The 26,398-nt window shown below is 67.4% G+C and carries 27 protein-coding genes; 7 read left to right on the top strand and 20 right to left on the bottom strand.

Annotated features, from left to right (window positions below):
• Positions 1–96: 96 nt before the first annotated feature.
• The 9 genes from egtE to QGN32_RS13295 form a co-directional block, all read right to left on the bottom strand.
• On the bottom strand, positions 97–1,221 hold the full coding sequence (gene egtE, locus QGN32_RS13335) for an ergothioneine biosynthesis PLP-dependent enzyme EgtE (protein WP_326544864.1): 1,125 nt from the start codon (positions 1,219–1,221) through the stop codon (positions 97–99).
• Complete coding sequence (egtD, locus tag QGN32_RS13330; protein ID WP_326544863.1) at positions 1,218–2,219, bottom strand: L-histidine N(alpha)-methyltransferase; 1,002 nt, start codon at positions 2,217–2,219, stop codon at positions 1,218–1,220. Before egtD ends, egtE begins: the two co-directional genes overlap by 4 nt.
• Positions 2,216–2,920: an ergothioneine biosynthesis protein EgtC gene (egtC, locus tag QGN32_RS13325; RefSeq protein WP_326544862.1), complete on the bottom strand. Its 705-nt coding sequence runs from the start codon at positions 2,918–2,920 to the stop codon at positions 2,216–2,218. Before egtC ends, egtD begins: the two co-directional genes overlap by 4 nt.
• Complete coding sequence (gene egtB / locus QGN32_RS13320; protein ID WP_326544861.1) at positions 2,920–4,194, bottom strand: ergothioneine biosynthesis protein EgtB; 1,275 nt, start codon at positions 4,192–4,194, stop codon at positions 2,920–2,922. Before egtB ends, egtC begins: the two co-directional genes overlap by 1 nt.
• Complete coding sequence (gene egtA, locus QGN32_RS13315) at positions 4,191–5,483, bottom strand: ergothioneine biosynthesis glutamate--cysteine ligase EgtA (RefSeq protein WP_326544860.1); 1,293 nt, start codon at positions 5,481–5,483, stop codon at positions 4,191–4,193. The genes egtB and egtA overlap by 4 nt, the downstream gene beginning before the upstream one ends.
• Positions 5,484–5,603: 120 nt before the next feature.
• Positions 5,604–6,242 (bottom strand): sensor domain-containing protein, encoded by a 639-nt coding sequence (locus QGN32_RS13310; protein ID WP_442791697.1) that lies wholly within the window; start codon positions 6,240–6,242, stop codon positions 5,604–5,606.
• A 5-nt stretch (positions 6,243–6,247) separates the two neighbouring features.
• Positions 6,248–6,673, bottom strand: a complete 426-nt coding sequence (locus QGN32_RS13305; protein WP_326544859.1) for an organic hydroperoxide resistance protein — start codon at positions 6,671–6,673, stop codon at positions 6,248–6,250.
• Positions 6,674–6,716: 43 nt separating this feature from the next.
• Complete coding sequence (locus tag QGN32_RS13300) at positions 6,717–8,174, bottom strand: catalase (RefSeq protein WP_326544858.1); 1,458 nt, start codon at positions 8,172–8,174, stop codon at positions 6,717–6,719.
• Between the two features lie 193 nt (positions 8,175–8,367).
• On the bottom strand, positions 8,368–8,766 hold the full coding sequence (locus QGN32_RS13295; RefSeq protein ID WP_442791696.1) for a hypothetical protein: 399 nt from the start codon (positions 8,764–8,766) through the stop codon (positions 8,368–8,370).
• A 146-nt stretch (positions 8,767–8,912) separates the two neighbouring features.
• On the opposite strand from QGN32_RS13295, the gene QGN32_RS13290 reads away from it, so the two are divergent.
• A complete protein-coding gene (locus QGN32_RS13290; RefSeq protein ID WP_326544856.1) occupies positions 8,913–10,130 on the top strand; it encodes an oxygenase MpaB family protein in 1,218 nt (405 codons plus the stop codon).
• Positions 10,131–10,204: 74 nt separating this feature from the next.
• Here the strand turns inward: QGN32_RS13290 and QGN32_RS13285 are convergent, their stop codons facing one another.
• The 6 genes from QGN32_RS13285 to QGN32_RS13260 all read right to left on the bottom strand — a co-directional run bounded on the left by QGN32_RS13285 (position 10,205) and on the right by QGN32_RS13260 (position 15,642).
• On the bottom strand, positions 10,205–10,516 hold the full coding sequence (locus QGN32_RS13285; protein WP_326544855.1) for a DUF3303 domain-containing protein: 312 nt from the start codon (positions 10,514–10,516) through the stop codon (positions 10,205–10,207).
• A gap of 169 nt (positions 10,517–10,685) precedes the next feature.
• The gene (locus QGN32_RS13280) at positions 10,686–11,777 is read right to left on the bottom strand and encodes a DUF4185 domain-containing protein (protein WP_326549055.1); all 1,092 of its coding nucleotides are present in this window, start codon (positions 11,775–11,777) and stop codon (positions 10,686–10,688) included.
• A 37-nt stretch (positions 11,778–11,814) separates the two neighbouring features.
• Complete coding sequence (locus QGN32_RS13275; protein ID WP_326544854.1) at positions 11,815–12,852, bottom strand: aspartate-semialdehyde dehydrogenase; 1,038 nt, start codon at positions 12,850–12,852, stop codon at positions 11,815–11,817.
• On the bottom strand, positions 12,852–14,117 hold the full coding sequence (locus QGN32_RS13270) for an aspartate kinase (RefSeq protein WP_326544853.1): 1,266 nt from the start codon (positions 14,115–14,117) through the stop codon (positions 12,852–12,854). Before QGN32_RS13270 ends, QGN32_RS13275 begins: the two co-directional genes overlap by 1 nt.
• 73 nt (positions 14,118–14,190) lie before the next feature.
• The gene (locus tag QGN32_RS13265; protein ID WP_326544852.1) at positions 14,191–15,171 is read right to left on the bottom strand and encodes a linear amide C-N hydrolase; all 981 of its coding nucleotides are present in this window, start codon (positions 15,169–15,171) and stop codon (positions 14,191–14,193) included.
• 21 nt (positions 15,172–15,192) lie between these two features.
• The gene (locus tag QGN32_RS13260; protein WP_326544851.1) at positions 15,193–15,642 is read right to left on the bottom strand and encodes a hypothetical protein; all 450 of its coding nucleotides are present in this window, start codon (positions 15,640–15,642) and stop codon (positions 15,193–15,195) included.
• Positions 15,643–15,932: 290 nt separating this feature from the next.
• Here QGN32_RS13260 and leuA point away from each other — a divergent pair, with 290 nt between their 5' ends.
• The gene (gene leuA, locus QGN32_RS13255) at positions 15,933–17,750 is read left to right on the top strand and encodes a 2-isopropylmalate synthase (RefSeq protein ID WP_326544850.1); all 1,818 of its coding nucleotides are present in this window, start codon (positions 15,933–15,935) and stop codon (positions 17,748–17,750) included.
• A 15-nt stretch (positions 17,751–17,765) separates the two neighbouring features.
• On the opposite strand, the gene QGN32_RS13250 is transcribed toward leuA, so the two are convergent.
• Positions 17,766–18,695: a DEDDh family exonuclease gene (locus QGN32_RS13250; RefSeq protein WP_326549054.1), complete on the bottom strand. Its 930-nt coding sequence runs from the start codon at positions 18,693–18,695 to the stop codon at positions 17,766–17,768.
• Between the two features lie 233 nt (positions 18,696–18,928).
• Here QGN32_RS13250 and QGN32_RS13245 point away from each other — a divergent pair, with 233 nt between their 5' ends.
• Both QGN32_RS13245 and QGN32_RS13240 read left to right on the top strand, forming a co-directional pair.
• On the top strand, positions 18,929–20,167 hold the full coding sequence (locus QGN32_RS13245; protein ID WP_326544849.1) for a MurT ligase domain-containing protein: 1,239 nt from the start codon (positions 18,929–18,931) through the stop codon (positions 20,165–20,167).
• Positions 20,160–20,876 carry a type 1 glutamine amidotransferase gene (locus tag QGN32_RS13240; RefSeq protein ID WP_326544848.1) on the top strand — a complete coding sequence of 239 codons (717 nt, stop codon included), beginning with the start codon at positions 20,160–20,162 and terminating at the stop codon, positions 20,874–20,876. Before QGN32_RS13245 ends, QGN32_RS13240 begins: the two co-directional genes overlap by 8 nt.
• Here QGN32_RS13240 and QGN32_RS13235 read toward each other — a convergent pair.
• From QGN32_RS13235 to QGN32_RS13225, 3 genes are read right to left on the bottom strand one after another with little or no spacing between them, the layout of a single operon-like run.
• Entirely contained in the window at positions 20,873–21,271 is a 399-nt protein-coding gene (locus QGN32_RS13235; RefSeq protein WP_326544847.1) for a hypothetical protein, read from the bottom strand. The two genes, QGN32_RS13240 and QGN32_RS13235, sit on opposite strands and share 4 nt — an antisense overlap.
• Before the next feature lie 18 nt (positions 21,272–21,289).
• The gene (gene recR / locus QGN32_RS13230; RefSeq protein WP_326544846.1) at positions 21,290–21,901 is read right to left on the bottom strand and encodes a recombination mediator RecR; all 612 of its coding nucleotides are present in this window, start codon (positions 21,899–21,901) and stop codon (positions 21,290–21,292) included.
• On the bottom strand, positions 21,902–22,234 hold the full coding sequence (locus QGN32_RS13225; protein ID WP_326544845.1) for a YbaB/EbfC family nucleoid-associated protein: 333 nt from the start codon (positions 22,232–22,234) through the stop codon (positions 21,902–21,904).
• 111 nt (positions 22,235–22,345) lie between these two features.
• Between QGN32_RS13225 and QGN32_RS13220 the strand changes: the two genes are divergently transcribed.
• Positions 22,346–23,119 carry an Rv3717 family N-acetylmuramoyl-L-alanine amidase gene (locus tag QGN32_RS13220; protein ID WP_442791695.1) on the top strand — a complete coding sequence of 258 codons (774 nt, stop codon included), beginning with the start codon at positions 22,346–22,348 and terminating at the stop codon, positions 23,117–23,119.
• A 65-nt stretch (positions 23,120–23,184) separates the two neighbouring features.
• Here QGN32_RS13220 and QGN32_RS13215 read toward each other — a convergent pair whose 3' ends face one another.
• The gene (locus tag QGN32_RS13215) at positions 23,185–23,622 is read right to left on the bottom strand and encodes an SRPBCC family protein (protein ID WP_326544843.1); all 438 of its coding nucleotides are present in this window, start codon (positions 23,620–23,622) and stop codon (positions 23,185–23,187) included.
• A 65-nt stretch (positions 23,623–23,687) separates the two neighbouring features.
• Here QGN32_RS13215 and QGN32_RS13210 point away from each other — a divergent pair, with 65 nt between their 5' ends.
• Positions 23,688–25,076 carry an FAD-binding oxidoreductase gene (locus QGN32_RS13210; RefSeq protein ID WP_326544842.1) on the top strand — a complete coding sequence of 463 codons (1,389 nt, stop codon included), beginning with the start codon at positions 23,688–23,690 and terminating at the stop codon, positions 25,074–25,076.
• Positions 25,073–26,386, top strand: a complete 1,314-nt coding sequence (locus QGN32_RS13205; protein ID WP_326544841.1) for a class I SAM-dependent methyltransferase — start codon at positions 25,073–25,075, stop codon at positions 26,384–26,386. The genes QGN32_RS13210 and QGN32_RS13205 overlap by 4 nt, the downstream gene beginning before the upstream one ends.
• Positions 26,387–26,398 lie beyond the last annotated feature (12 nt).

Here is a 26,398-nt window from a genome sequence, read left to right as displayed (position 1 = left end):
GGTTGCTCACTCGTCCCTTTCGCTACCTTTCTCTCTTGTACCCGACCGCTGCCGCTTCTGCACAAGACATGACGGCACGCGTCCGCCTGGCGGACGTCACACCCGTCGAGTGCTGGCCGACAAAGCCTCGGCGAACAGCGCGAGTTCCTCGGGAGTGACGTCGACGTGGGGCGACGCCCGAAGCAGCGGTGTCGTCATCTCGAACGGAGCACGCTGGACGTCGGCGTAGGTCGTGACGATCCCGTGCTCGGCGATCAGGCCGGCGCGGACCCTGCGCGGATCGGCGCCGTCCGTCGGGGCCAGCGTCGTGATCGCGGTCGGCTCGTCGCGCGGCTCGACGACCCGCCACCCACGCAACCCGGCCACGGCGTCGCGGGTCAGCCTGCCCACCTCCGCCAGCCGGGTCCGCACCTGGTCGGGGTGTTCGGCCAGGTGCTCGCCCAACGCTACCGAAAAGCCCACTCGGGCAGCGATATTCGCCTCACCATGCTCGAGGCGCTGCAGGACGGTCGAGGAGAGGTTCCAGCCCGGCGGTGGCAGCCGCGGCCGCAACCGCTGCGCGAGCTCTGGGTGGATCCCCAGGAACCCCACCCCACGCGGGCCCGCGAGCCATTTCCGCGACGAACCATAGATCGCCGCCGGCGTTACCGCACAGTCGAGATGTCCCAGCGCCTGGGCGGCGTCGACCACCAGCGCCACACCGGAGTTCCTGCAAACGCCGGCCAGCGCCGACACCGGCTGCGCCAGGCCGCGGTGGCTGGCCAGCGCCGTCAGGTGCACCAACGCGGGCGGATCGGCGGCCAGTTCGCGAGCAGCGCCCTCCAGGTCGAGCCGGCCATCGCGATCGGCGGGCAGCGCGCGAACGGCGAACCCGTTGGCCGCCATGATCGCCAGGTTCGGACCGTACTCGCCGGGCAGGCACGCCAGGATCCGGTCACCGGGCCAGGCGCCGAGCAGCAGGTCCAACGCGTTGTTGGCGCCGGTGGTGAACACGATGTCGGTGCTCGCCAGCCCGGTCAATGCGGCGATCGCCGCCCGCCCGGCGTCGAGCACCGGCGCGGCGGCCTCGGCGGCGACGTAACCGCCGGCTTCGGCTTCATGGCGGGCGTGCTGGCCGGCGGCGTCCATCGCCGCCATGCTCTGGCGCGAGCAGGCCGCGCTGTCCAGGTGCACGCCGGCGACCGCCGGCCGGGCCGACCGCCACCGCTGCGCGAGGGTCATTTCGTCGACAAGGTCAGTCCGAAGTCTCCTCCGGCGTCGGTCCACCAGTGGGTGAGCGGTAGCCCGGCCGCGGCCAGTTCGGCCTCGATGCCGTCGGGCCGGAACTTGCACGACACCTCCGTCAGCATCTCCTCACCGGCCGCGAACTCGGCAGTCAGTTCGAGATCGCGCACATGGACCCGTTGCGCTTCGGTGGCGCGCAGCCACATCTCGATACGTTCTTGGTCCGCGTTCCACTTCGCCACATGGGCGAACGCGTCGAGATCGAAATCGGCGTGCAGTTCGCGGTTGACCACTGCCAGCACGTTGCGGTTGAACGTCGCGGTGACACCCGCGCTGTCGTCGTAGGCGCGTACCAGGCGGTCGGTGTCCTTCACCAGATCGGCGCCCAGCAGCAGGCTGTCACCGGGTCGCAGCATCTCCGAAAGGGCAGCCAGGAAGTCGGCGCGCGGGCCCGGGGTGAGGTTTCCGATCGTCGATCCCAGGAAAGCGACGAGGCGACGGCCCACGCTGGGGATCTGGCCCAGGTGCTCCTCGAAATCCCCGCACACCGCGTCGATCTCGATACCGGGATACTCGCTCTGGATGGCCGACCCGGCGGCGGCGAGCACGCTGGCGTCGACGTCGAACGGGATGAACCGGCGCAGCGATTCACGCTCGTGTAGCGCGTCGAGCAGCATGCGGGTCTTCTCCGACGTACCGCTGCCCAGTTCCACCAGCGTGTCGGCGCCCGAAGCCTCGGCGATTTCGTCCGCCCGGTCCCTGAGGATCTCGGCCTCGGCCCGCGTCGGGTAGTACTCGGGCAGCCGGGTGATCTGGTCGAACAGGTCGCTGCCGACGGAGTCATAAAACCACTTGGGTGGCAACGATTTCGGTGATGATGTCAGACCGTCGAGCACGTCTCGGCGCAGCGCGGTCGCTGCCGAGTCGGCGGACAGGTGGTTCGACAGCGACGGCGTGCCTGCGCAATCCGCGTCCGCTCCTCGTTGGACTGTCATCGGGATCCTCTCAGTGGGACCAGTTGCACGCGCGAAGGCGTGACGTCGACAAGGTGTCGATCCGGGATCTCCTGCCAACCCGGGTCGTCGTCGTAGGGTTCGCTGGCCAGCACGACCCCGTCCGAACGCCGTAGCGCCGACAGCGTGTCACCCCAGGCGGTAGCGAGCAGACGAGATCCGTTACCCGCCAATATGTTCAACCTCGCATTGGGATCTACGGCGGCGACCTCGACGATGGTGTCGCCCAGTGCGTCGAGGCCGCGGTCGAAGATCAGCGCCGCGAGCAGGGCGCTGTCGTTGGTCGACTCGGCGCTCGCCGAAGGCGGTAGGACCGCGCGATCGACCAGACCGTTGTGCGAGAGCAGCCAGTGGCCGTCGGTGAACGGCGCCGCTGCGGTCGCCTCGATCGGCATGCCGACGGTCGCCGAGCGCACCGCGGCGACGACACAGCCGCTGCGCAGTGCGGGTGCCACCGACGCAAGCGAGGCGTCACTCCACATCGGGGTGGCGCTGCGCCACCGGCAAGGCGTGCCGCCAGGCAGATCGGGTGAGTAGAACCCGACGCCCCAACCGTCGGCGTTCATCAGCCCGTGTTTCTGGCGACGCGGTGAGTACGACTGCACCAGAAGGCCGTTGGTGGGTTCGATGACCAGCGAGGCCACCGACACGGGTTCGCCGAGCCACCCCAGATGCCTGCACATCAAACGTCCCAGGCCAGCCGCACACCGGAGAAGATCTGGCGGCGGACCGGATGGTCCCAGTTGCGGAAGCTGGGCCGCAGCACGCTCGGCGCGACGGCCCACGACCCACCACGCAGCACTTTGTAGTCGCCCTCGAAGAACGGTTGTGAGTAGCGGTCGTAGATCATCGGCGTGAACCCCGGCCACGGCCGCAGCGGCGACGTCGTCCATTCCCACACGTCGCCGAGCATCTGCTCGACGCCGTAGGCGGAGGCGCCCGCGGGATAGGCCCCGACCGGTGCCGGACGCAGTGCGTCGCCGCCGAGGTTGGCCAGGGTCGCGTCGGGTTCGGTTGCGCCCCAGGGATAGCGGCGACGGGCACCGGCCGCGGGATCCCACGCGCAGGCTTTCTCCCACTCCGCCTCGGTGGGCAGCCGGGCACCCACCCATGCGGCGTAGGCCTCGGCTTCGAAGAACGTGACATGCTGGACCGGCTCGTCGGCTGGGATGCTCTCGACGTGGCCGAACCTTGTGCGGGTGCCGTCCTGGTTCCAGAACTGTGGCGCCCGCAGGCCTGCCTCGATCCGATGCGCCCAGCCGCGGCGCGACCACCAGCGCGGATTGTCGTAGCCGCCGTCCTCGACGAACCGGCGCCACTCCCCGTTGGTGACCGGTACGCGTCCGATGCGGAAGGCGGGCACGTCGACTAGGTGTGCCGGGCGTTCGTTGTCCAGCGAATCCGGTTCGGTGACCGCGTCCACGCCGAGCACGAATTCACCGCCCGTTACCAGTACCGATGTGCCCGTCACGTCGGGGCGTCCGGGGGGCAGCGGCGTTCCGGTGTCCAGCAGCGGTGGCCCGGATCGCAGGTTCAGCGCCTGCAGCATGGTTTCGTCGTGCTGATTCTCGTGGCTGATCACCAGGGCGAAGCCGAACCCCGGGCTCACGTCGGGCAGCGCATCGAGTGTGTCGAGCACCCGGTTACGCACGGTGCAGCAGAACGCCCTGGCGTCCGACGGCGGTAGCAGCGGAAGGTTGGCCCGGCTGGCGCGGGAGTTGGCGAACGCGTCGTAGAGCCGTTCGACGTCGGGGCTGAGCACGCCGGGCCGCCTTGGATCCCCGTCGCGCAGTAGCCACAGCTCCTCCTGCTGGCCGATATGGGCGAGGTCCCACACCAGCGGGCTCATCAGCGGGCTGTACTGGCGGCCCAGTTCCGCGTCGTCGAGGTCGACAAGCCGTAGCGTGCGCTCGCGGGCTTTGGTGAGTTCGCGCGCGATCGTTTCGCGTGAGGTCACATCGCCCCCCGTGCCAGTTGGGTGACCGCGGACGCGATCCCGTAGTCGACGACCCGGTCGCTGAAGTCGTCGGCCGGACACCGTCCCATTTCGACCGAACGCACCAACTGTCGCATCGATTCCTCGAGTTCGGCCGGTGCCCGGTCGGCGGCGGTGCGCACGCATCGTTGGGCGGCCGATCGTAGGTGCCGGTCGCCGAGGCCGATCTGGGCGGCCCGGTCCCATGCGGTTGCGACGGGTTCGGTGGCTTCGGCGGCGATGGCGGCGGCGGCCGGGTCGTCGAGCAGGGTGGTGATGGTGAACGCAACCGCGGGCCAGACGGCGTCCGGCACGCTGTCGAGGTAGCGGATCTCGAGCCACTGGCGCGGCCGAACCGGAGGGAACAGGGTCGTCAGGTGGTAGTCGAGGTCGGCCTCGGTGGGTCGACGTCCGCCGAGCGACACCCGGCCGTCGGCCCAGTCGGCGAACGGCACCCATTCGGTGACCGGTTCGGCGTCGGCTCCGGGGTGATTGACGAGCATCACCGGTGCCCTGAGCGCATATCGGGCCCAGTCGCTGGCCGGGTCGTCGCCGCTCTCGCCGAGTACGGGACCGCAGCGGGCCGAATCCAGTTGCCCCCACACCCGTTGCCGAGCGGACTGCCAGCCGGAGAACCGTCCGCTCAGCAGCGGCGAGTTCGCCGCGATCGCGATCATCGTCGGTCCGAGCGCGTGCGCGAGCCGGACCCGGTCCGCCCAGCCGTCGCGCGGACCCGCGTCGAGGTTGACCTGAACCGACGCCGTCGAGGTCATCATCGCCGCACCGGCAACACCGGTATCGCTGGCCTCGAAGAAGGCTTCCATCGCGCGGTAGCGCGCACCGGGATTGACCCGCTGTGGGGGACGCAGCGGGTCGGCGCCCAGCAGTGCCAGCCCTAGCCCGGCGTGGGCGAACGCCGCTCGAAGAACCACGTGATCGGTGGCCATCGCGTTGATCGCGGCGAGCGGCCCCGGCAGCGGCGGGCCGGAGAGTTCAACGGCGCCACCGGGTTCAACGGTCACTCTGCTGGCACCCGGTAGTGGCGGAAGTCCGGCGATGGTTGCGGTGAGGTGATCCCAATCCGGCCTGCGCATGGGGTCGGCCAGGTCGAAGCAATGCGCCTCGATCTCAAGGCCCACCCGGCCCACCGAGCCGTCGCGCAGACAATTGCCCCCAACATGTTGCGCAGCGGCGTCAGCGCTGGACAGCTCCGCTGCGACAGCTGGCGACGGGTGCGCGTCGTCCAACCCGGACGTGATGGTGGTGGTCATCCCTACCATCCCCTTCCGGGTTTGGACCGATCGCCCCCTTCAACCATCTTCCAGACGGGACCGACAAGTCTCGCGGTTTTCCGATGACGCGTTCGTTACAAATGACCGAATCCGGCTCGGCTACTGGCCGAGAGCGTTCTGCATCGCGCCGGCAAGGACGTTCACCGCGGGACCGCCGTTACCAGACTGGCAGACCTTCGCTTGCAGCAGGACGTTTTCGCGCTTGCGGGTGGTGGTGAAGCAACGCCGATCCGTCCCCGCCTCCTGTTTGACCCAGTCGGCGTCCGTCGCCGAGGCGGGACCGCCGGTGAAGGTCCAGACCTGAGTGGTGAAGTTGTCCAGGTGCATCGCGGAGGTCTGCCCATTGCAGCCGACAGTGCGGTCGACGACGCGACGGAAGGCCCGGTCGGCCGCGTCGCTCGTCGCGAACACACCGACCGCCTGCTTGACGAGATGCGTCGCGTCGCCGGCCGACTCCTGGGTCACCGCACCGTTGAACGCCGCGAGGTCGGGATCGGAGTAGACGTCGGGCAGGCCGATGTCGGCCCAGTTGTTGCACGCCGGGTTGTCGACGAAGAACGTCTGCACCGGTTCCGAGAACACCGACTCAAATCGCATTGTCGCGCCGACGATATTGCCCACCGATCCCTTCGGGAGCACGGCATAGTTCACCACGCCCGGATCCGAAGGGCGGCCGTATACCGGGGCGGCGAACACGAGCGCCGCCGCGACGGCGAGCGCTGCGGCCGCGAACCGCACCGGGATCAGACCTTGGCTGACGTTTTGACGTCGATGTTGCCGCGAGTGGCCTTCGAGTATGGGCAGACCTGGTTGGCCTTGTTCATCAGATCTTCGGCCTGGCCCTGCTCGATGCCGGGCAGGTATCCGATGATGTCAACGCTCAGCCCGAAACTGGTCTCATGCTTGCCGATGCCGATCTGCACCGTGACCGCCGTGGCATCATCGAGCTGCACGTTCTCGTTCTTGGCCACCAGCCGCAAGGCGCCCAGGAAGCACGCGGCGTATCCGGCTGAGAACAGCAGTTCGGGGTTGACGCCTTCGCCACTGCCACCCATCTCCTTGGGCGGACGGGTGTCCAGGTCCAGCTTGCCGTCCGAGGACCTCACGTGGCCGTCGCGGCCGCCTCCGGACGCGGTGGATTCTGCGGTGTAGATGGCTTCGATACTCATGGGCTCGATCATGCCAGCCTGGCCGCGGACGGCAAGAGCCCCGTCACTTTCCGCCGCCGGACTTGGCCCGCACCCCCTCCTCGACCTTCTTTCCGAGATCGGCGTCGACGTTGCGCCAGTACTCGAACGCCCGCGACAGTACCGGTTCCCGCACACCATCGGACAAGCTGCCAATGATGTTGGAGGCCAGACGGTCCCGCGCGGCATCGTCGAGTACGTCGCGGACGAGCGTGCCGGGCTGGCCCCAGTCGTCGTCGTCCGGACGCAACGTGTATGCGGCGCGGACCATGTCGCCGTCGGACATCCAGCGCACCTCGGCGGCCCGCGCCTCGTCGGCCTGGGGACCACCGTAGGAGTTCGGCGCGTACACCGGGTCGGTGACGTTCTGAACCCGCATCACGCCGTCCTTGGAGTAGCTGTTCACCTCCACGTGCGGTGAATTCACCGGAATCTGCTTGTAGTTCACCCCGAGGCGGGCTCGGTGCGCATCGGCGTAGGAGAACCCGCGGGCCAGCAGCATCTTGTCCGGGCTCAACCCGGTGCCGGGGACGATGTTGTTCGGCTCGAACGCCGCCTGCTCCATCTCGGTGTGGAAATCGGTGACGTTGCGGTTGAGCACCATCTTGCCGACGTCGATCAGCGGGTAGTCGCCGTGCGGCCACACCTTGGTCAGATCGAAGGGGTTGTACCGGTAGGTCTTGGCCTCTTCGAACGGCATGATCTGCACCTTCAGTGTCCAACTCGGGTGATCACCGCCCTCGATCGCCTCGTAGAGGTCCCTGGTGTGGTAATCGGTGTCCTCGCCCGCCAGCACGTCGGCCTCTTTCTGGGTAAGGAAGTCGATGCCCTGGTCGGTCTTGAAGTGGTACTTCACCCAGAAGATCTCGCCGTCGGCATTGATCCAGCTGTAGGTGTGGCTGCTGTAGCCGTTCATGTGCCGCCACGTCTTCGGAATACCCCGGTCGCCCATCAGCCAGGTGACCTGATGCGCGGACTCCGGTGAGAGGCTCCAGAAGTCCCACTGCATGTTGTTGTCACGCAAGTTGTTCTTTTGCAGTCGTTTCTGCGATCGGATGAAGTGCTGGAACTTCAACGGGTCGCGCATGAAGAAAACCGGCGTGTTGTTGCAGACCAGGTCGAGGTTGCCCGCTGAGGTGTAGAACTTCAGCGCGAACCCACGCGGGTCGCGCCACGTGTCCGGGCTACCGCGCTCACCTGCCACGGTGGAGAATCGGGCCAGCATCTCGGTCTTGGTGCCGGGTTGGAACACCGCGGCCCTGGTGTACTTGCTGACGTCGTTGGTCACCTCGAAGTAGCCAAACGCACCGGCGCCCTTGGCGTGCGGCTGGCGCTCCGGAATGCGCTCCCGGTTGAAGTTGGCCATCTGCTCGATCAGATAGTGGTCCTGGAGCAGGATTGGACCGTCCGGCCCGACGGTCAGCGAGTTGTCATCGCTCGGGGCGGGATTGCCCGCGTCGTTGGTCGTGTACTTGTCGGTCATCAGGCGTCACTCCTCGAATCGGACGGCATTGGGCTGCGCCGCCTCATTCAAGGTGGAGTCTCCTGAGTGGATCGATCCCAAACATCACGTCGAGGACGCGATGAGGGCGCCGGTTCAAATGCTCCCGGGTGTACTGATGCCCGTGCCCATGCCGGCCATCGACGGCGATGCCGGCCCTCGAGTTCGAATGTTGTTACGGTCGTGCCGGCGCAGTCGTGGTCGGCGCCTCGGGCGACTGTGGCGGTTGCGGCGGCTGGAAGCGTGGGCCGCCCGGCGCGCCAGGACCGCCGACCGACGGACGTTCGAACTCCCCGCGCGGCCCCATCGGAAATCCCGGTGGCGGCCCCCGGTGGAAGTTCCCGGCGTCGCGATCGTGGCCGCCAGGATGCCCGCCGCGGTGGTGGCCCCCGGAGTGTGCGCCAAGGATGAAACCGGAAAAGAAGATCACCGCGACGACGAACACCACGCCGGCGACGATGCCGACCCAGGCGGCGGCGGCACCGAGCCTGGAGCGGCGCGGTTCCTGGCGCACCGGCGTGACGTCATGCTCGGCAGTGGTAGCGGTTGCGGGTTCGGATGGCGTTTCGCTCATACCTGACATCTTGCGGGTGGTTTCGATGAGCCCGTCATGCGCCGCCTATGAGCCGGCTGTGAATGCGCCGATTGACATCCGCTGAGCGCGCGGCCTACTTTCGACTACACGCGTTGTCAGACTCTGGCTCGAAGGGAACCGAGATGATGGAACAGCCTGTCCCGGCGCGTCATCCGGAGCGTCCCCGGCCGGTGCCGGCCAGCATCCGCGCCATGGCAACGGTGTTGAACATCGGCGTACCGACGGCACAGCAGTGGGACAGGCTGGGCGAACGGCTGACCGTCGGCGACGAACCGATGGACCGCCTCGTGGAGTGGATGACCGACGCCGGGATCAAGCAGACACGGCCGTTGTTCGACCGGGCGCTCACCCATGGCATCGACGCGGCACCCGAAGCGCCGGAACCGCTGCGCGTCTTCTTCGCACGGGTGGAAGCCCTCCCCGCGTGGGTCGACTCGGCGAAGCTGCGCCGAGGGCAGCGTGCGCTGCGGCGCGGCGGCGCCGACGGAATGTACGTCGCGCGTGACGTCTCCCTTCTCGGCGGCTACCAGTTCTCCGGGTTCAACAAGACGCTGCTGCGCACCGGCGCGCTGGAGAAGGGCTCGAACAAGCGCTTCGCCGAGACGATGCAGTGGGCGATGGACGTCATCTCAGAAGGCGGGCTCGAGCGGCTGGGTGCCGGCTATCGGTCCACCCTGCGGGTTCGGCTGATCCACGGACTGGTGCGCCGACATGTCGCCGCGATGCCGGACTGGCGCGCCGATGAGTGGGGCGTCCCGATCAACCAGACCGATATGGCGGCGACGCTGATCGGCGCGCTCGTCGCACCCGCCGTCGGCGTGATGGGGATGGGGATCGTGTTGCGGCCCAAAGACTATGACGCCATCGCTCACTTGACTCGCTACGTCGGATGGCTGATGGGGGTGGAGGACGAGTGGCTGCCGCGCGGATTTCGCGACAGCATCCGGGTGCTCTACCACACCCTCGGCGCACTCGCCGAGCCCGACGAGTCGTCGCGGCAGTTGGCTGTCCCGATGGCCGACGACCCCATGATCTGGCATTACGACACCATGCCCACGATCCGGCGTCGCATCGCACGGGCTCAACATCTTTCGGTCACCAGTGGCTTCTTGGGTCCCCGCACCATGCGTGCTCTGGGTCTGCGGCCCCATGTGCCCTGGTATCCGGCGTTACGACTGCCTGTGAACCTCGGCCGAAGCGTGGCCGCCGTGGCCTTGCCGGGCGGTATCGGCCGCGCGACGGCGCGCGGGGACCGCGAACACAAGGCGTTGATGCGGACGATCATCGGGGACAGCGGAGCGACGATTGGCGAGTCGGCCCACCAGGTCGGCAGCGTCGCCTGACCGGGGCTTGAACAGGTTCACCGACCGACGATGGGGCCGGCCATCACGCCGACCCCATCAGTTCATAAGGCGATTCAGGCGAACGAGGCTCTGAAGTCGATGCCTCCTTGGGCCGCTTGTGCCCAGTCGTTCATGTCCACTACTGGATGGATGTTGAACACGTTGAACGGGGCGAACTTCGACGTTTCCGTGAGGAGCTCGGTCGGATTGTCGGTCTCCACGATGGCGAACCCGCCTTCTCCGTCCAGGCGGCCGACGAACTGGTGGAAAGTCATGCCTGCGGGCGGTTGCCACTTCGAAAACAATTCGAGAGCACGCCGCACGCCTTCCTCATTCTCCTTACCCGAGCCCCCGAGACGGTTCGTCCACGTCATGGCATATTTCATTCGTTCCTCCTAGCACTGTGTTGAACTAGTGGTGTGCGGAGGCGTCGATCACGGCGTTCCTGCACTCTTGCAGTGTCCTCCGGTGTCGCGTCCGCCGCGGGCAAAGCGAAAACCCGGGCGCCGTCCTGTTTGACTTCGAAAAGTGTTGTTTCACAGCGGAATTAGCTGCCTAGGGCTGGTACGGGTTCACCGCAAATTGGATCACCCGGTAGGGCGACCCGCCGCGCGGGCCGGTGTTCCATTGGCTGACGAAAATTCGCACCTCGTCCAGCGCCGAACCCGGTGAGATGTAGCCGCCGTACGGTTGGGCCAGCCGGTTGTTCTCCGGCGGCCCGAGATGATCCACCGGGTACGGCCACTCGGAGGCGACGACGACGGACGTCATCGGCGCGGTGCCCAGCCCGGTGGGATCGTTGGCCACGCGCATTTCCATGTTGCCGGTCGTGGCGTTGAAGTACGACAGCACCGTCTTGCCGTCAATCTGCCGGATGCTCATCTCGCCGATTAAGTCCGGCCACAGCGGTGTGGGCGGTTGACCCCAACCCGAAACCGCCGACCAGCCCTGCCAGCTGGACCGGTCCTCGAATTGCTCCGGTGTGGCCCGGTACAGCACCAGCGGCTCGCTCCGGTCGAAGTTGTTGGCCACGATGTACACCCACCCGCTCTGCGAGTCGGCCCGCGGTATCGGGTCGTAGTAGCCGCTGATCTGGGACTGCCGACCGTCGGCGTAGTCCGCCGCACGTTCGGACCCCGGCACCGTCGGCCAATTGCCCCGCGCCGGATCTGGTTTGACCAACCTCGACGACTCGGGCTTCAGCTCCCGCACCGTGGTGACCATCATGTAGTTCTCCCGGTTGATCTGGACGACACCTGCGGGCAGTTGCGACATACCCGCAGGGGTCGGATCGGCCAGCAGCGGCCGGTCGGTCCCGGTCACGCCGTCGTAGCGCACGCCGGTCGGATCGCTGAGCGAATCCGTCTCGACGTGCAAGGCGATCGGTGAGAACCAGCCGCCGTAGCCGACACCCTGCCCGGCGAAACTGTCGCCGCACACCTGCAGGATGCCGCTCGGAAACTCCATGAACTCGCACAGGTCCGTGGCACCCACACCGTAATCGCGTGTCGGTGTACCGGTGCCGGCCGTCGGTCCGATGCGGATCACTTGTCCGGGCGCCAGGGGCGGCAACACCGGGCCGGGGATCGGCGCGGGCTGGGCCGCCGCGGCACCGATCGCCGAAACTGTATTCCAGCAGAGAAATATCGAGAGAAGGCCTGCTGGAATACCGTTTCGGCGCAAATCAACCTCGAGCCAGCAGTTCGGCGATCTGGATCGTGTTGAGCGCCGCGCCCTTTCGAAGATTGTCTCCGGAAACGAACACCGCCAGCCCACGCCCGTCGGGCACACCGGGATCCTGTCGGATGCGGCCGACCAGCGAGTCGTCCTCACCGGCGGCCGCCAGCGGCGTCGGGACGTCGACAAGCTTGACACCCGGGGCCGAAGCCAGCACCTCGGACGCCGCAGCAACGGAAAGGGATTGCGAGAACTCGAGGTTCAACGACAGCGAATGCCCCGTGTAAACCGGAACTCGCACGCATGTCCCGCTCACCGCGAGGTCCGGGATGCCCAGGATCTTGCGGCTCTCGTTGCGCAGCTTCTGATCCTCGTCGGTCTCACCGGAGTCGTCGTCGACATACGAACCTGCCAGCGGGACGACGTTGAACGCGATCGGGGCCACATACGTCGAGGGCGCCGGGAAGTCCAGCGCGGCACCGTCGGACACCAAGTCCCTGCTGCTGCCGACGACCGCGCTCGCCTGACTGAACAGCTCCTCCACACCGGCCACGCCACTGCCCGACACCGCCTGGTAGGTGGACGCGATCATCCGCACCAGGCCCGCTTCGTCGTGCAACGGCTTGAGCACCGGCATCGCCGCCATCGTGGTGCAGTTCGGGTTCGCGATGATCCCCTTCTTCAGCGATACGCCGCGCACGTCGCGCGCGAAGTTCACCTCGCTGACCACCAGCGGCACGTCGGGGTCCTTGCGCCACGCCGACGAGTTGTCGATCACGACGGCGCCCGCGTCGGCGAACCGCGGCGCCTGCACGCGCGACATCGTCGCGCCCGCGGAGAACAACGCGATGTCCAGGCCGGCGGGATCGGCGGTCGCGGCGTCCTCGACCTCGATCTCCTGCCCGCGGAACGGAAGCTTCTTGCCCTGCGAGCGCGCCGACGCGAAGAACCGCACGCTGGTCGCCGGAAAGTCGCGCTCTTCCAACAGCGTTCGCATCACCTGGCCGACCTGACCGGTCGCACCGATCACACCGAGGTTGACCATTACCGCCCCGTTCCCGCGTACACCATGGCTTGCTCGTCGCCGCCCAGGCCGAACGCCTCGTGCAGCGCGGCGACCGCCTTGTCCAGATCGGTGTCCTTGACCAGCACCGAGATCCGGATCTCCGAGGTGGAGATCAGGTCGATGTTCACCCCGACCTCGGCCAGGGTCTCGCAGAACTTGGCGGTCACCCCGGGATGGCTCTTCATCCCGGCCCCCACCAGCGACACCTTGCCGATGAGGTCGTCGTAGAGCACGCCGGTGAAGCCGATCTCGCTCTGCAGCGAGCTGAGCTTCTGCACCGCCGCCGGGCCGTTGTCGCGGGGGCAGGTGAAGGTGATGTCGGTCTTGCCGTCCTCGACCTTCGAGATGTTCTGCAAGACCATGTCGATGTTGATGTCGGCGTCAGCGACCGCGCGGAACACCTTGGCGGCGTAGCCGGGCACGTCGGGGATACCGACCACGGTGACCTTGGCTTCACTGCGGTCGTGTGCGACTCCGGTCAGGATGGCGTCTTCCACGGGTATGTCCTCCATCGATCCGGTCACCAGGGTGCCGGGATTGTCCGAGTATGACGAGCGCACGCGGATCGGCACGTGGTAGCGACGGGCGTACTCCACACAGCGCAGCATCAGCACCTTCGCGCCGCAGGCCGCCATCTCGAGCATCTCCTCGAAGCTGACCTGGTCGAGGTGTCGGGCGTTGGGCACGATGCGCGGGTCGGCGGTGAAGATGCCGTCGACGTCGGTGTAGATCTCGCAGACGTCGGCGTTCAGCGCCGCGGCCAGCGCCACCGCGGTGGTGTCCGAGCCGCCCCGCCCCAGCGTGGTGACGTCCTTGCTGTCCTGGCTGACGCCCTGGAAACCGGCAACCAGCACGATCACCCCTTCGTCGAGCGCGTCGCGCAGCCGGCCGGGGGTGACGTCGATGATCTTGGCGTTGCCGTGGATGCCGGTGGTGATCACGCCGGCCTGCGATCCGGTGAAAGACCGCGCCTGGGCGCCCAGCGAGTGAATGGCCATCGCCACCAGCGCATTGGAGATCCGCTCACCGGCGGTCAGCAGCATGTCCATCTCGCGCGCCGGTGGCGCGGGGCAGACCTGGTTGGCCAGGTCGAGCAGGTCGTCGGTGGTGTCGCCCATCGCCGAGACGACCACGACTACGTCGTTGCCCTGCTTTCTCGTCTCAACGATCCGCTCGGCGACGCGGCGGATCCGCTCGGCGTCGGAGACCGAGGATCCGCCGTACTTCTGCACGACGAGCGCCACTGAACAAGCCTTTCAAGTGCCGGAGAAGGTCCCAACAAGGATAAGGGCTGCGCGCACCTGGTTTATCCCGCGGTCACACCCCCAGGAAAGCGAACGGCTCGGCCCGCTCGAACATCGAACTGGCGTCCCCGGCGTAGATCGTCTTCTCCCCCTCCCCGAGCGGCAGCCGCAGCGCCGGGGCGCCCGCGGAGAAGTCGAGCTTGCGCAGTTCCACCCAGAACGTGTTCGGCGAGAGCGCCGACTCGAAGAAGTAGCGCAGCGACTTGTGGTCGACGACCGTGCGCCAGCGCGTGCTGGAGATGTTGGGCTCGTCCGAGGTGGCGATCCCGTACGGCACCGACGCGTTGCGCACGACGCTGAACACCGTCGCGGCGGCCAGCAACGGATCGTCGCTCTTCGGGACCGCGTCGATGTAGAACGAGGCCCGCACGAAACGGTCGGCGGCACGGTTGGTGCCCGGCAGCATCACGGTGCCGCCGATCTGCTTCCAGTACTCGGTGATCGCCAACTGCTTGTCGAACGTCGGCGAGTTCGTCATCACCTGGTACTGCCTGCCGTGGTGGATGACCTGTTCACCGTCGATGTACTCGACGATCGCGCTGTCCCCGCTCGCGTCCGACATCGCCAGGTGCAGCGTCGCCATCCGCTGTTGCCCCGGCACCTCCGCGGTGGCGACCCGCAGCGGGGTCGCGCGCAGCGCCTGTACCGCCTCGTCGACGGTCGCGAAGTTGTCGAGCACGTACTGCCCCCACAGCGCGAGCGAGACCGCGGGACCGCCGGCGGTTTCGGCGGGGTACTGCGATTCGGCCAGCCACAACAGGTTGACCGCGAGGCCGGCCTCGTTCACCCCGTCGGTGGTGCTGATGTCGTATCCGGTGGCGACGACGCTGCCGTACTTGGCCGTCCACTCGGCGGAGTGGGCGCCCGCCTGGCCGGTCCGGTGGACGCCGCGCGGCAGCGCCCACAGGTTCGTCCCGATCTCGGACTTCCAGTCCATGGAGCGACCGGTGACGTTGCGATCATTCGTCCCGAAATAAACCACACGTGTGCACACGCCAGCCAGCTTATGGGGTGCTCAGGAGCAAGCCTTGGTCAACTCTGCGGTCTTGTGCTGGATCTGCGCGTCGATCGCCGACATCTCGTAATAGATCTCGGGCGCCGGCGCACCGGGTGCCCGGGATTCCGTCTCCGCGCGGGCCTGGGGCATCTTCTGGACGAACATCGCGGCGAGATCGGCGAGTTCCACCGCGGTGAACCGGAGCTCCGGAGCGTCGATCTTGCGGGCGCGTTCGGCCAGCCCGTCCGCCCAGTCCCGATAGGCGATCTCCTCGGCCGCGGTGGGCGCTCCCTCGGCGCCCTCGCTCTTCTCGCCGATCAACTCGCTCTGCGACTTGTTGTACTCGAGCAGGTCGAGCACGGGGCCGCACTCCTTCGGCGGTTTCTGGAACTGGCTGTACACCAGCGCCACGACCACGACAACGACCACGACGATCGCCACCCACCAACGCCGGCCAAGTGTCCTCACGGCTCGAACTTTAGCCAGCGCCGGTTCGTACGGCTGTCTTCCATCCTCGGTGAGCGCTCATCCTTGACTTCGAGGGCGCTGGACCGTACCCGGCTGAGCGCTCGCGGCACTGGAAGCCCACGCGGAGTGCGTTTTGTGACGGGCGCGGGTGCGGAGTACAGTAGCCCCAATGTTCTCGGTGCAGCGGGTGCTCCTTCTCGGCAGCCGCGACGGGGTCTGATCCAGACCGGCTTCCCGTCGCGGGTGTTTGCGGTGCGCCGGTCGAGTCCCCCTAATCCCGGAGCGACACCGTGACCACCTTCTCCAAAGCATCGTCCGATTCACCTGACGCGTTCTCGTCAGTTCGCCAGATCACCAAACCCTCCGGCCCGGCCACACCCGGCCAGCCGGCGTGGAATACCCAGCGCGGATCGGCGATGCCCGTCAACCGCTACCGCGGCTTCGCCGACGAGGTCGAGGCGATCGCGCTCCCGGACCGCACCTGGCCCGACAAGGTCATCAACCGCGCCCCGATGTGGTGTGCGGTGGACCTGCGCGACGGCAACCAAGCCCTGATCGACCCGATGAGCCCGGCCCGCAAGCGTCGCATGTTCGACCTGCTGGTGCGCATGGGTTACAAGGAGATCGAGGTCGGCTTCCCGTCGGCCAGCCAGACCGACTTCGAGTTCGTCCGGGAGATCATCGCCGAGGGCGCGATTCCTGACGACGTCACGATTCAGGTGCTGACGCAGTGCCGCCCGGAACTGATCGAGCGGACCTTCGAGGCGTGTGAGGGTGCGCCACGCGTCATCGTGCACTTCTACAACTCGACGTCGATCCTGCAGCGCCGGGTGGTGTTCCGTGGCGACCGCGACGCGGTGAAGGCGATCGCCACCGACGGTGCGCGGATGTGCGTCGAGGAGGCCAAGAAGTACCCGGGCACCCGGTGGCGGTTCGAGTACTCACCGGAGTCCTACACCGGAACGGAGTTGGAGTACGCGGTCGACGTCTGCAACGCCGTCGCCGAAATCATCGCGCCGACGACCGACGCGCCGCTGATCGTGAACCTGCCTGCGACCGTCGAGATGGCCACGCCCAATGTGTACGCCGACTCGATCGAGTGGATGCACCGGCACCTGACCCCGCGCGATGCCATCATCTTGAGCCTGCATCCGCACAACGACCGCGGAACCGCCGTCGCCGCAGCCGAATTGGGTTACCAAGCCGGTGCCGACCGGATCGAGGGCTGCCTGTTCGGCAACGGCGAGCGCACCGGCAACGTCTGCCTGGTGACGTTGGGCATGAACCTGTTCTCCCGCGGCGTCGACCCGCAGATCGACTTCTCTAACATCGACGAGATCCGGCGCACCGTCGAGTACTGCAATCAGCTGCCGGTGCACGAACGCCATCCCTACGGCGGCGATCTGGTCTACACCGCGTTCTCCGGCAGCCACCAGGACGCGATCAACAAGGGCCTGGACGCGATGAAGAGCGATGCTGATGCCGCCGACAAAGATGTCGACGACATCCTCTGGCAAGTCCCTTACCTGCCGATCGACCCCAAGGACGTCGGACGCACCTACGAAGCCGTCATCCGGGTCAACTCGCAGTCCGGTAAGGGCGGCGTCGCCTACATCATGAAGGCCGATCACGGCCTGGCGCTGCCCCGGCGGCTGCAGATCGAGTTCAGCCAGGCGATCCAGAAGATCACCGACGGTGAGGGCGGGGAGGTCTCACCGAAGGAGATGTGGGATGTCTTCGCCGAGGAGTACCTGACGCCCGTCCGGCCGCTCGAACGTGTCCGGCAGAGTGTCATCGCTTCCGAGGTGGACGGCGGCACCGACACCGTCGAGGCGGTGGTGAAGGTCGACGGTGTGGAGCACGAGATCGTCGGCGCGGGCAACGGCCCATTGGCGGCGTTCGTTGACGCGTTGGGCGCCATCGGGTTCGACGTATCGGTGCTCGATTACTCCGAGCACGCACTTTCGGCGGGCGAGGAGGCGCAGGCCGCGGCCTACGTCGAGGCGTCGATCGGCGGAAAGACCGTGTGGGGGGTCGGGATTGCGACGTCGATCACCACTGCCTCGCTGCGCGCGGTGGTGTCCGCGGTCAACCGCGCCGCGCGGTGATTCCGTTTTCGACGGTCAGAAAAGTGCGAGCTGATCGCCGGCGGGCGTGGTGTCGGTGAACTCTTCGACGCCGACACCACCGACGACACCGTCGAGATAGCGCATGAAGTCGGTGTCGGTCACCAGCGGAAGGCCCAGCTCGTTGGCCTGATAGCCCTTGCCCTGGACCGCGTGGGCGTCGTTGCAGATGATCAGCGATGTCTCGGCGCCCACGGTGTCGGTGTACGCCAACCCCGCATGCAGGATCCGCTCGATCAGCTCCTCGTGGGTGCGTTCGACCTGCGCCGACAACGCGACCCGCATGCCCTGCACCAGGGGCCGCCCCGCGACGAAGCGGCCCGGATTGAGGTAGGCGCACGGTAGTCGAGCCGCGACCGCCTTGAGGGGGCGGAGCTCGTCATGGGTGACAAGCCCGTTGGGCCAGCGCCGCCGAGACACCGGATGCACCGGCAGCCAGACTTTGCGTTCCCGCGCGCGCACCAGCACCGGCTTGAGGATCTGTGCGAGCACCAGCGCGTCGTCGAGCGCGTCGTGCGGCCGCATCTGGCTGATTCCCCAGTGCGCGGCCAACGTCTCCAGCCGCAGGTTCTCAGTGCCCAAGTCGAGCCTGCGAGCGAGTTCGACGGTGCACATCACGGCTTCGGTGGGCAATTCACGGTTCACCAATTCGGCCTCGGCCGCCAGGAACGCGTAGTCGAAGCCGACGTTGTGCGCGACCAGGGTGCGGCCGTCGAGGAGCTCGACGAGGTGGTCGACGACGTCGGCGAAGGCCGGCTGGCCCGCCAGCATCTCGGCCGTCAGCCCGTGCACATGGGTCGGGCCGGGATCGACGCCCGGGTTGAGCAGGCTGTAGAAGCTGTGTTCGACGTTCCCGTCGTCGCCGAGGGCCAGTGCAGCGATGCTGACGATGCGTGCCTGACCCGGCCGGAAGCCCGACGTCTCCACGTCGACGACCGCCCAGCCCGATCCGGTGTCATCCGCCGGCCGGCCCCAGGAGCCGCTCGGCCGGCGACATCCGGCGTCAGAGCCGCTCGGCCGGCGACATCCGGCGTCAGAGCCGCTCGGCCGGCGACATCCGGCACCGGTCTTGCTCACTTCGTCAGGATGGCACGGTGCTGTGACATAGCCGGGACGTCGCCGAATCGCCCGCGAGCGTGTCGGCTACCTAAACTGCCGGGGTGGTCACCACTCGTGGACGGGTCGCACTCGCCGCAGGCGCGGCGGCGCGCTGGGCATCGCGGGTCACGGGGCGTGGTGCCGGCGCAATGATCGGTGGCCTCGTCGCGCTGGCGCTGGACAAGTCGCTGCTGCGCCAGTTGGGCGAGGGCCGACGCACCGTGCTCGTCACCGGAACCAACGGCAAGTCGACGACCACACGGATGCTCGCGGCGGCGCTGCGGACGATCGGAAATGTCGCTAGTAACGACACCGGCGCGAACATGGACGCCGGTCTGGTGGCCGCGCTGGCCGGTGCCCGCGAGGCGCCGCTGGCCGCGCTCGAGGTCGACGAGATGCACGTCCCGCATGTCGCCGACGCGGTCGACCCCGAGGTGATCGTGCTGCTCAACCTGTCGCGTGACCAGTTGGATCGCGTCGGCGAGATCAACCACATCGAGCGCACGCTGCGCGGCGGCCTGGCGCGCCACCCTTCCGCGGTCGTGGTCGCCAACTGTGACGACGTGCTGATGACCTCGGCCGCGTACGACAGCCCCGATGTGGTCTGGGTGGCCGCAGGCGGAAGCTGGGCCAACGACTCGGTCAGCTGCCCGCGATCCGGTGAGATCATCGTGCGCGACGGCCAGGGGCGGGACTGGCACTCCACCGGCACCGATTTCAAGCGGCCCACCCCGCACTGGCGGTTTGACGATTCGAACATCTATGGGCCGGAAGGTCTTTCGCTACCGATGCGGCTGGCGTTGCCCGGCACCGTCAACCGCGGCAATGCCACGCAGGCGGTGGCGGCGGCCGTAGCGATGGGCGCCGAACCGGCGGCGGCGGTGGCGGCGGTGTCGGGCGTCGACGAGGTGGCCGGACGCTACCGCACCGTCCGCCTCGGCGAGCACACCGCGCGGGTGCTGCTGGCGAAGAACCCCGCGGGTTGGCAGGAGGCGCTGTCGATGGTCGACAAACACGGTGCGGGCGTTGTGATCTCGGTCAACGGCCAAGTACCCGACGGCGAGGACCTGTCATGGCTGTGGGACGTGCGGTTCGAACACTTCGAGGACACCCACGTCGTGGCCGCGGGGGAGCGGGGTACGGACCTCGCGGTGCGGCTGGGGTACGCCGGCGTCGAGCACACGCTGGTTCACGACACCGTCGCAGCGATCGCGTCGTGCCCCCCAGGGCATGTCGAGGTGATCGCCAACTACACCGCGTTCCTGCAACTGAACCGGGCACTGGAGCGTCGCGGTGTCTGAGTCGGCGGTTCGCATCGGCCTGGTGCTGCCCGATGTGATGGGGACCTACGGCGACAGCGGCAATTCGGTCGTGATGCGACAACGGCTGCGGCTCCGCGGGATTGACGCCGAAGTCGTCGAGATCACCCTCAACGACGCAGTGCCCGCAGAACTCGACCTGTACACGCTCGGCGGCGCCGAGGACTACGCCCAGCGCCTCGCCACCAGACACCTGCTGCGCTACCCCGGCCTGCAGCAGGCCGCGGCCAGGGGCGCGCCGGTGCTGGCGATCTGCGCGGCCATCCAGGTGCTCGGGCACTGGTATGAGACCTCGTCGGGCGAACGTGTGGAGGGCGTCGGCCTGCTCGACGTGACGACTTCGCCGCAGGGCGAGCGCACGATCGGCGAGGTGGTGTCGGAGCCGTTGTTGGCCGGATTGTCGCAGCGGCTCACGGGATTCGAGAACCACCGTGGTGGAACGGTTCTCGGCGACGGAGCGCGGCCGCTAGCCCGGGTGGTCAGCGGTGCGGGCAACCGCGCCGGCGACGGCATCGACGGCGCGGTGCAGGGCAGCGTCGTCGCCACGTATCTGCATGGGCCTTGTCTGGCCCGCAATCCGGAGTTGGCCGACCATCTGCTGAGCCAAGTCGTCGGTGAGCTGGCTGCGCTGGAGATCGACGAGGTGGAACAACTTCGTCGAGAGCGCCTGGCCGCGCCGCGGAGGCACTAAAGGCCTAGGTCGCGCAGGAACTCCGGCTTGTACGCCTCGAGAATCACGTAGCCCGGATCCGGGGTGGGCACCTCGGGCGCGTCGTCGGGCACCTCCTGCCCGCTGACGGGGTCCACCCAGCCCTGCCTCGCGGCGTCCCACCGGCTCACGGTGTACCGCGCGGTGACGTGGTCGTCGGCCACCAACGTCCGCACCGTACGTTCGGCCTCCTGCGCGTCGGCCAGGGTGCCGGTGTAGAGCTGGATGCGGTCGCCGTCGCGTGTCACCGTCACGCGCGATCCGAGCCGCTTGCGTGCGTCATCGTCGAGGTCCAGAGTCCGCAGCTTCTCCCAGAACGAGAGCTGGTGCTCGGCGCTGCCGAGTTCGACCTCGACCTTGAACTCCTCGTCCGGCATGAATCCCCTTCCTCCGGCTTATGCCATGGCGCGCCGGCCCGCCAGCGCGCGGCCCAGCGTGAGTTCGTCGGCGAACTCCAGGTCACCGCCCATCGGCAGGCCGGACGCGATCCGCGTCACGGTCAGACCCGGGATGTCGCGCAGCATGCGCACCAGATACGTCGCCGTGGCCTCCCCCTCGGTGTTGGGGTCGGTCGCGATGATCACCTCGGTGACGTCCACGCCGTCGATCCGTTCACCGATCCTGTTGAGCAGCTCGCGGATTCGCAGTTGCTCGGGCCCGACGCCGGACAGCGGATCCAGAGCACCGCCCAGCACGTGGTAGCGGCCGCGGAACTCGCGCGTGCGCTCGACGGCCTGCACGTCCTTGGGTTCTTCGACCACGCAGACCAGTGACGCGTCGCGGCGCGGGTCGCTGCAGATGCGGCAGCGGTCGTGGTCGGAGACATTGCCGCACACCGCGCAGAACTTCACCCCGTCACGAACCTTGTTGAGCACGGCCGTCAGCCGGTCGATCTCGGGCGGCTCCACCGACAGCAGGTGAAAGGCGATTCGCTGCGCGCTCTTCGGCCCGATACCGGGCAGCTTGCCGAGCTCGTCGATCAGGTCCTGAACGGGTCCCTCGAACAATTACATTCCCGGCGTGCCGAGGCCGCCCATCCCGCCCGCCAACGGCCCGAGCCGGTCGTGGGCGAGGATGGTCACCTGCTTGGAGGCGTCGGAGATGGCGCCGACGATCAGGTCCTGCAGCGTCTCCGGGTCCGCTGGATCGATCACCTTGGGGTCGATCCGCACGGCCACCACCTCGCCGCTTCCCTTCATCGTGACCTGCACCAGCCCGCCACCGGCCTGACCATGCACCTCGGCGTTGGCCAGCGCTTCCTGCGCCTCCATCAGCTGTTGCTGAACCTGCTGGGCCTGAGCGAGCAGTGCCGACATATCGGGTTGGCTTCCGGGTTGCATGACGGGTCCCCTTGCGTCTTGGTTGCGGTCCGGTCTCGACTTGGTCTCTGTCGTCGGCTCGCGGCCGTTTGAGCTTTCAGCCTAGTCGGGGTTGCGGCTACGGTGACGCCCGTGCCTGCCCGCCTGCGTGTCGGGGCCACTAGAGCAATGCGCGGCTCAGCCGCGGTGGCCGCCGGTCTGCTCGTCGCCGCGTCGACGTTCATCAACCCTGCTGTCGAAGCCGACGCCGCTCCCGCCAACCTCGCGGGCAAGATCGTGTTCCTGGACCCGGGCCACAACGGCGCCAACGACGCGTCCATCAGCAGGCAGGTGCCCACCGGCCGCGGCGGCACCAAGGATTGCCAGGCCAGCGGCACCTCCACCGAGGACGGCTACGCCGAGCACACCTTCGCCTGGGACACCACGCTGCGGATCCGTCAGGCGCTCACGGCGCTGGGGGTGCGCACCGCGATGTCCAGGGGCGACGACACCGGGCTGGGCCCCTGCGTCGATGAGCGCGCCGCGCTGGCCAACTCGCTGAAACCGAACGCGGTCGTGAGCATCCATGCCGACGGCGGTCCGCCGACCGGACGCGGCTTCCACGTCCTGTACTCGTCTCCGCCGCTCAACGACGCACAGGCGGGGCCGTCTCCTCGATTCGCGGCGATCATGCGCGACCAGTTGCAGGCATCGGGCTTCGTACCGTCGACGTACATCGGTTCCGGTGGCCTCAACCCCCGCTCCGACATCGCGGGCCTGAACCTGGCGCAGTTCCCGTCGATCCTGGTCGAGCTCGGCAACATGAAGAGTCCCGTCGACTCGGCGCTGATGAAGACACCGGAAGGCAGACAGAAGTACGCCGACGCCGTTGTGCGCGGGATCGCGGGGTTCCTGGGCTCGGCGTAGCCCTCTTGCCCGCTTAAGCGGTTGATCGCTCGCACCCGGTGCTTGTGATCAACCACTCAACGACGTTATTGCTCCAGGTACTTCTTGAGGTTGTCCAGTACCTCGCCCTGGATCTTTCGCAGGCCCAGCGGCGCGAACGTCTTCTCGAAGAACCCACCGATGCCACCCGCACCCTGCCACGACGTCTTCACCGTCACCGAAGAGCCGGAACCGGCGGGCGAGACGGTCCAGTTGGTGATCATCGACGAGTTGGCGTCCTTCTCGATCACCGTGTGGCCCGCCACGTCGACCTCGGCCTTGACGTCGCGCACCCGCGACTTGGTCGCCTGCAGCCTCCACCTGGCCACGGTGCCCGCGCCCTGGCCGCCCTCGAGCACCTGGTACTCGCTGTAGTGCGGCGACAGAATCTTCGGACGAACGGTCGCGTAATCCGCCACGGCCGACAACACCGTCTCCGGTGCCGCCTCGACCAAGACGGTGCTGGACGCGCTGACCTGTCCCATCGGTGCAAGCTCCTCGTAGAACGTTTCGTGTGGTCGCACCCGCGACCGCGGACTAGCGTATATGTGTGTCTGTTGCCCGAACCGACGCACATGCTCTTCAGGCCGCGGGCGTGCAGCGGCTACTGACCAGCTACCGTGCGATCCCGCCCGACGCCACCGTGCGCCTCGCCAAGCCCACCTCGAACCTGTTCCGCGCGCGAACCAAGACCACCGCGAAGGGGTTGGACGTTTCGGGCCTGACCGGTGTCATCGCCGTGGACCCCGACGCGCGCACCGCCGAAGTGGCGGGCATGTGTACATACGAGGATCTGGTGGCCGCGACGTTGCCATACGGCTTGTCCCCGTTGGTGGTACCGCAACTGAAGACCATCACGCTGGGGGGAGCGGTCACCGGGCTCGGCATCGAGTCCGCGTCGTTCCGCAACGGACTGCCACACGAGTCGGTGCTGGAGATGGACATCCTGACGGGCACCGGCGAAGTGCTCACCGTTTCGCCGGATCACCATACCGACCTGTTTCGCGCCTTCCCGAATTCATATGGCACGCTGGGATATTCGGTCCGACTGAAGATCGAGCTGGAGACCGTGCGCCCGTTCGTAACGGTGCGTCACCTGCGGTTCAACAGTATCGAGGACCTCGTCACCGCGATGGACCGCATCGTCGAGACCGGCGGCTACGACGAAACCCCGGTCGACTATCTCGACGGTGTGGTGTTCTCCGCCGACGAGTCTTACCTGACGGTGGGATTTCAAACCGCGACGCCCGGACCGGTCAGCGACTACACCGGCCAACAGATCTACTATCGCTCGATCCAGCATCCCGGCGAGAACGGCGCCGAGAAACACGACCGGTTGACGATCCACGACTACCTGTGGCGGTGGGACACCGACTGGTTCTGGTGCTCACGGGCGTTCGGCGCGCAGAATCCGCGGATCCGCCGATGGTGGCCGCGGAGATTCCGTCGCAGCAGCTTCTACTGGAAGCTCGTCGCCTACGACCAGCGGTTCGACATCGCCGACCGGATCGAGAAGCGTAACGGCCGTCCGCCCCGCGAACGCGTCGTGCAGGACGTCGAGGTACCGATCGGGCGGGTCGCCGAGTTCCTGCGCTGGTTCCTCGACAACGTGCCGATCGAGCCGATCTGGTTGTGTCCGTTGCGGCTTCGTGATGTGGGCGGCTGGCCGCTGTACCCGATCAGGCCGCACCACACTTATGTCAATGTCGGGTTCTGGTCGTCGGTGCCCGTCGGGCCAACCGAAGGGCATACCAACAGGCTGATCGAACGCAAGGTCAGCGAACTCGATGGCCACAAGTCGCTGTACTCGGATTCCTGTTACAGCCGCGAGGAATTCGACGATCTCTACGGCGGAGAAACTTACAAGATCGTCAAGAAGGCTTACGATCCAGATACACGGCTGCTCGATCTGTATGCGAAGGCGGTGCAACGACAATGACGACTTTCAAAGAACACGCGATACCGGCGCTCGCCGGAAGGCTCACACTGGCGCAGATTCTGGAGATCTTCGCCGCGGGGAACCTGCCGCTGCGGTTCACCGCCTACGACGGCAGCGCGGCCGGCCCCGAGGACGCCCCCATAGGCCTGGAACTTCTGACACCACGGGGCACGACGTATCTGGCCACCGCACCCGGAGATCTGGGACTGGCGCGGGCTTACGTGTCCGGTGACCTGGAACCGCACGGTGTACACCCCGGCGACCCCTATGAGTTGCTCAGGGCGCTCGCCGACAAAATGGACTTCAAGCGACCGCCCGCGCGGGTGCTCGCGAACATCGTGCGTTCCATCGGTATCGAGCACCTGAAGCCGATCGCACCGCCGCCGCAAGAAGCCCTCCCGCGCTGGCGGAGAATCGCAGAGGGACTGCGACACAGCAAGAGTCGTGATGCCGAGGCGATACACCACCACTACGACGTCTCCAACAGGTTCTACGAGTGGGTACTGGGGCCGTCGATGACCTACACGTGCGCCTGCTATCCACACGGCGAGGCCACGCTCGAGGAGGCGCAGGAGTACAAATACCGGCTGGTGTTCGAGAAGCTGCGCCTGCGGCCCGGCGATCGCCTGCTCGACGTGGGCTGCGGTTGGGGTGGCATGGTGCGCTACGCGGCGCGGCGCGGGGTCAAGGCGATCGGCGTCACGCTGTCGAAGGAGCAGTCGTCCTGGGCGCAGAACGCGATCGTTCAGGAAGGCCTCGGCGACCTCGCCGAAGTCCGGCACGGCGACTACCGCGATGTACGCGAGTTCGGCTTCGACGCGGTGTCGTCGATCGGGCTGACCGAACACATCGGCGTACACAACTATCCGGCCTACTTCGAGTTCCTCCAGTCCAAGATGCGGCCCGGTGCACTGCTGCTCAACCACTGCATCACGCGGCCGGACAACCGGACCGGAGCGGCGGCGGGTGGCTTCATCGACCGCTACGTCTTCCCCGACGGTGAGCTCACCGGGTCCGGCCGCATCATCACCGAGGCCCAGGACGTCGGGTTGGAGGTGGTGCACGAGGAGAACCTGCGCAACCACTACGCCCTGACGCTGCGCGACTGGTGCCGCAACCTGGTGGAGCACTGGGATGAGGCCGTCGCCGAGGTCGGCCTGGCGACCGCCAAGGTGTGGGGTCTCTACATGGCCGGGTCGCGCCTGGGCTTCGAGACGAACGTCGTACAGCTGCACCAGGTTCTGGCGGTCAAACTGCACCGCGACGGCCGTGACGGCGGGCTGCCACTGCGGCCGTGGTGGACACCGTAATCTGCGCGGTGC

It is taken from the genome of Mycolicibacterium sp. ND9-15, assembly GCF_035918395.1.
Classification (GTDB): Bacteria; Actinomycetota; Actinomycetes; order Mycobacteriales; family Mycobacteriaceae; genus Mycobacterium.
This window is presented reverse-complemented; position numbering and strand designations above follow the sequence as displayed.

Coding starts and splice junctions, on each gene's coding strand:
- QGN32_RS13295 (WP_442791696.1), bottom strand. CDS start 8,766: ATGAGCGAAACGCCATCCGAACCCGCAACCGCTACCACTGCCGAGCAT.
- QGN32_RS13285 (WP_326544855.1), bottom strand. CDS start 10,516: ATGAAATATGCCATGACGTGGACGAACCGTCTCGGGGGCTCGGGTAAG.
- QGN32_RS13275 (WP_326544854.1), bottom strand. CDS start 12,852: ATGGTCAACCTCGGTGTGATCGGTGCGACCGGTCAGGTCGGCCAGGTG.
- egtC (WP_326544862.1), bottom strand. CDS start 2,920: ATGTGCAGGCATCTGGGGTGGCTCGGCGAACCCGTGTCGGTGGCCTCG.
- QGN32_RS13305 (WP_326544859.1), bottom strand. CDS start 6,673: ATGAGTATCGAAGCCATCTACACCGCAGAATCCACCGCGTCCGGAGGC.
- egtD (WP_326544863.1), bottom strand. CDS start 2,219: ATGACAGTCCAACGAGGAGCGGACGCGGATTGCGCAGGCACGCCGTCG.
- egtA (WP_326544860.1), bottom strand. CDS start 5,483: ATGACCACCACCATCACGTCCGGGTTGGACGACGCGCACCCGTCGCCA.
- QGN32_RS13300 (WP_326544858.1), bottom strand. CDS start 8,174: ATGACCGACAAGTACACGACCAACGACGCGGGCAATCCCGCCCCGAGC.
- QGN32_RS13225 (WP_326544845.1), bottom strand. CDS start 22,234: ATGCAACCCGGAAGCCAACCCGATATGTCGGCACTGCTCGCTCAGGCC.
- QGN32_RS13235 (WP_326544847.1), bottom strand. CDS start 21,271: ATGCCGGACGAGGAGTTCAAGGTCGAGGTCGAACTCGGCAGCGCCGAG.
- QGN32_RS13290 (WP_326544856.1), top strand. CDS start 8,913: ATGGAACAGCCTGTCCCGGCGCGTCATCCGGAGCGTCCCCGGCCGGTG.
- QGN32_RS13215 (WP_326544843.1), bottom strand. CDS start 23,622: ATGGGACAGGTCAGCGCGTCCAGCACCGTCTTGGTCGAGGCGGCACCG.
- QGN32_RS13205 (WP_326544841.1), top strand. CDS start 25,073: ATGACGACTTTCAAAGAACACGCGATACCGGCGCTCGCCGGAAGGCTC.
- egtE (WP_326544864.1), bottom strand. CDS start 1,221: ATGACCCTCGCGCAGCGGTGGCGGTCGGCCCGGCCGGCGGTCGCCGGC.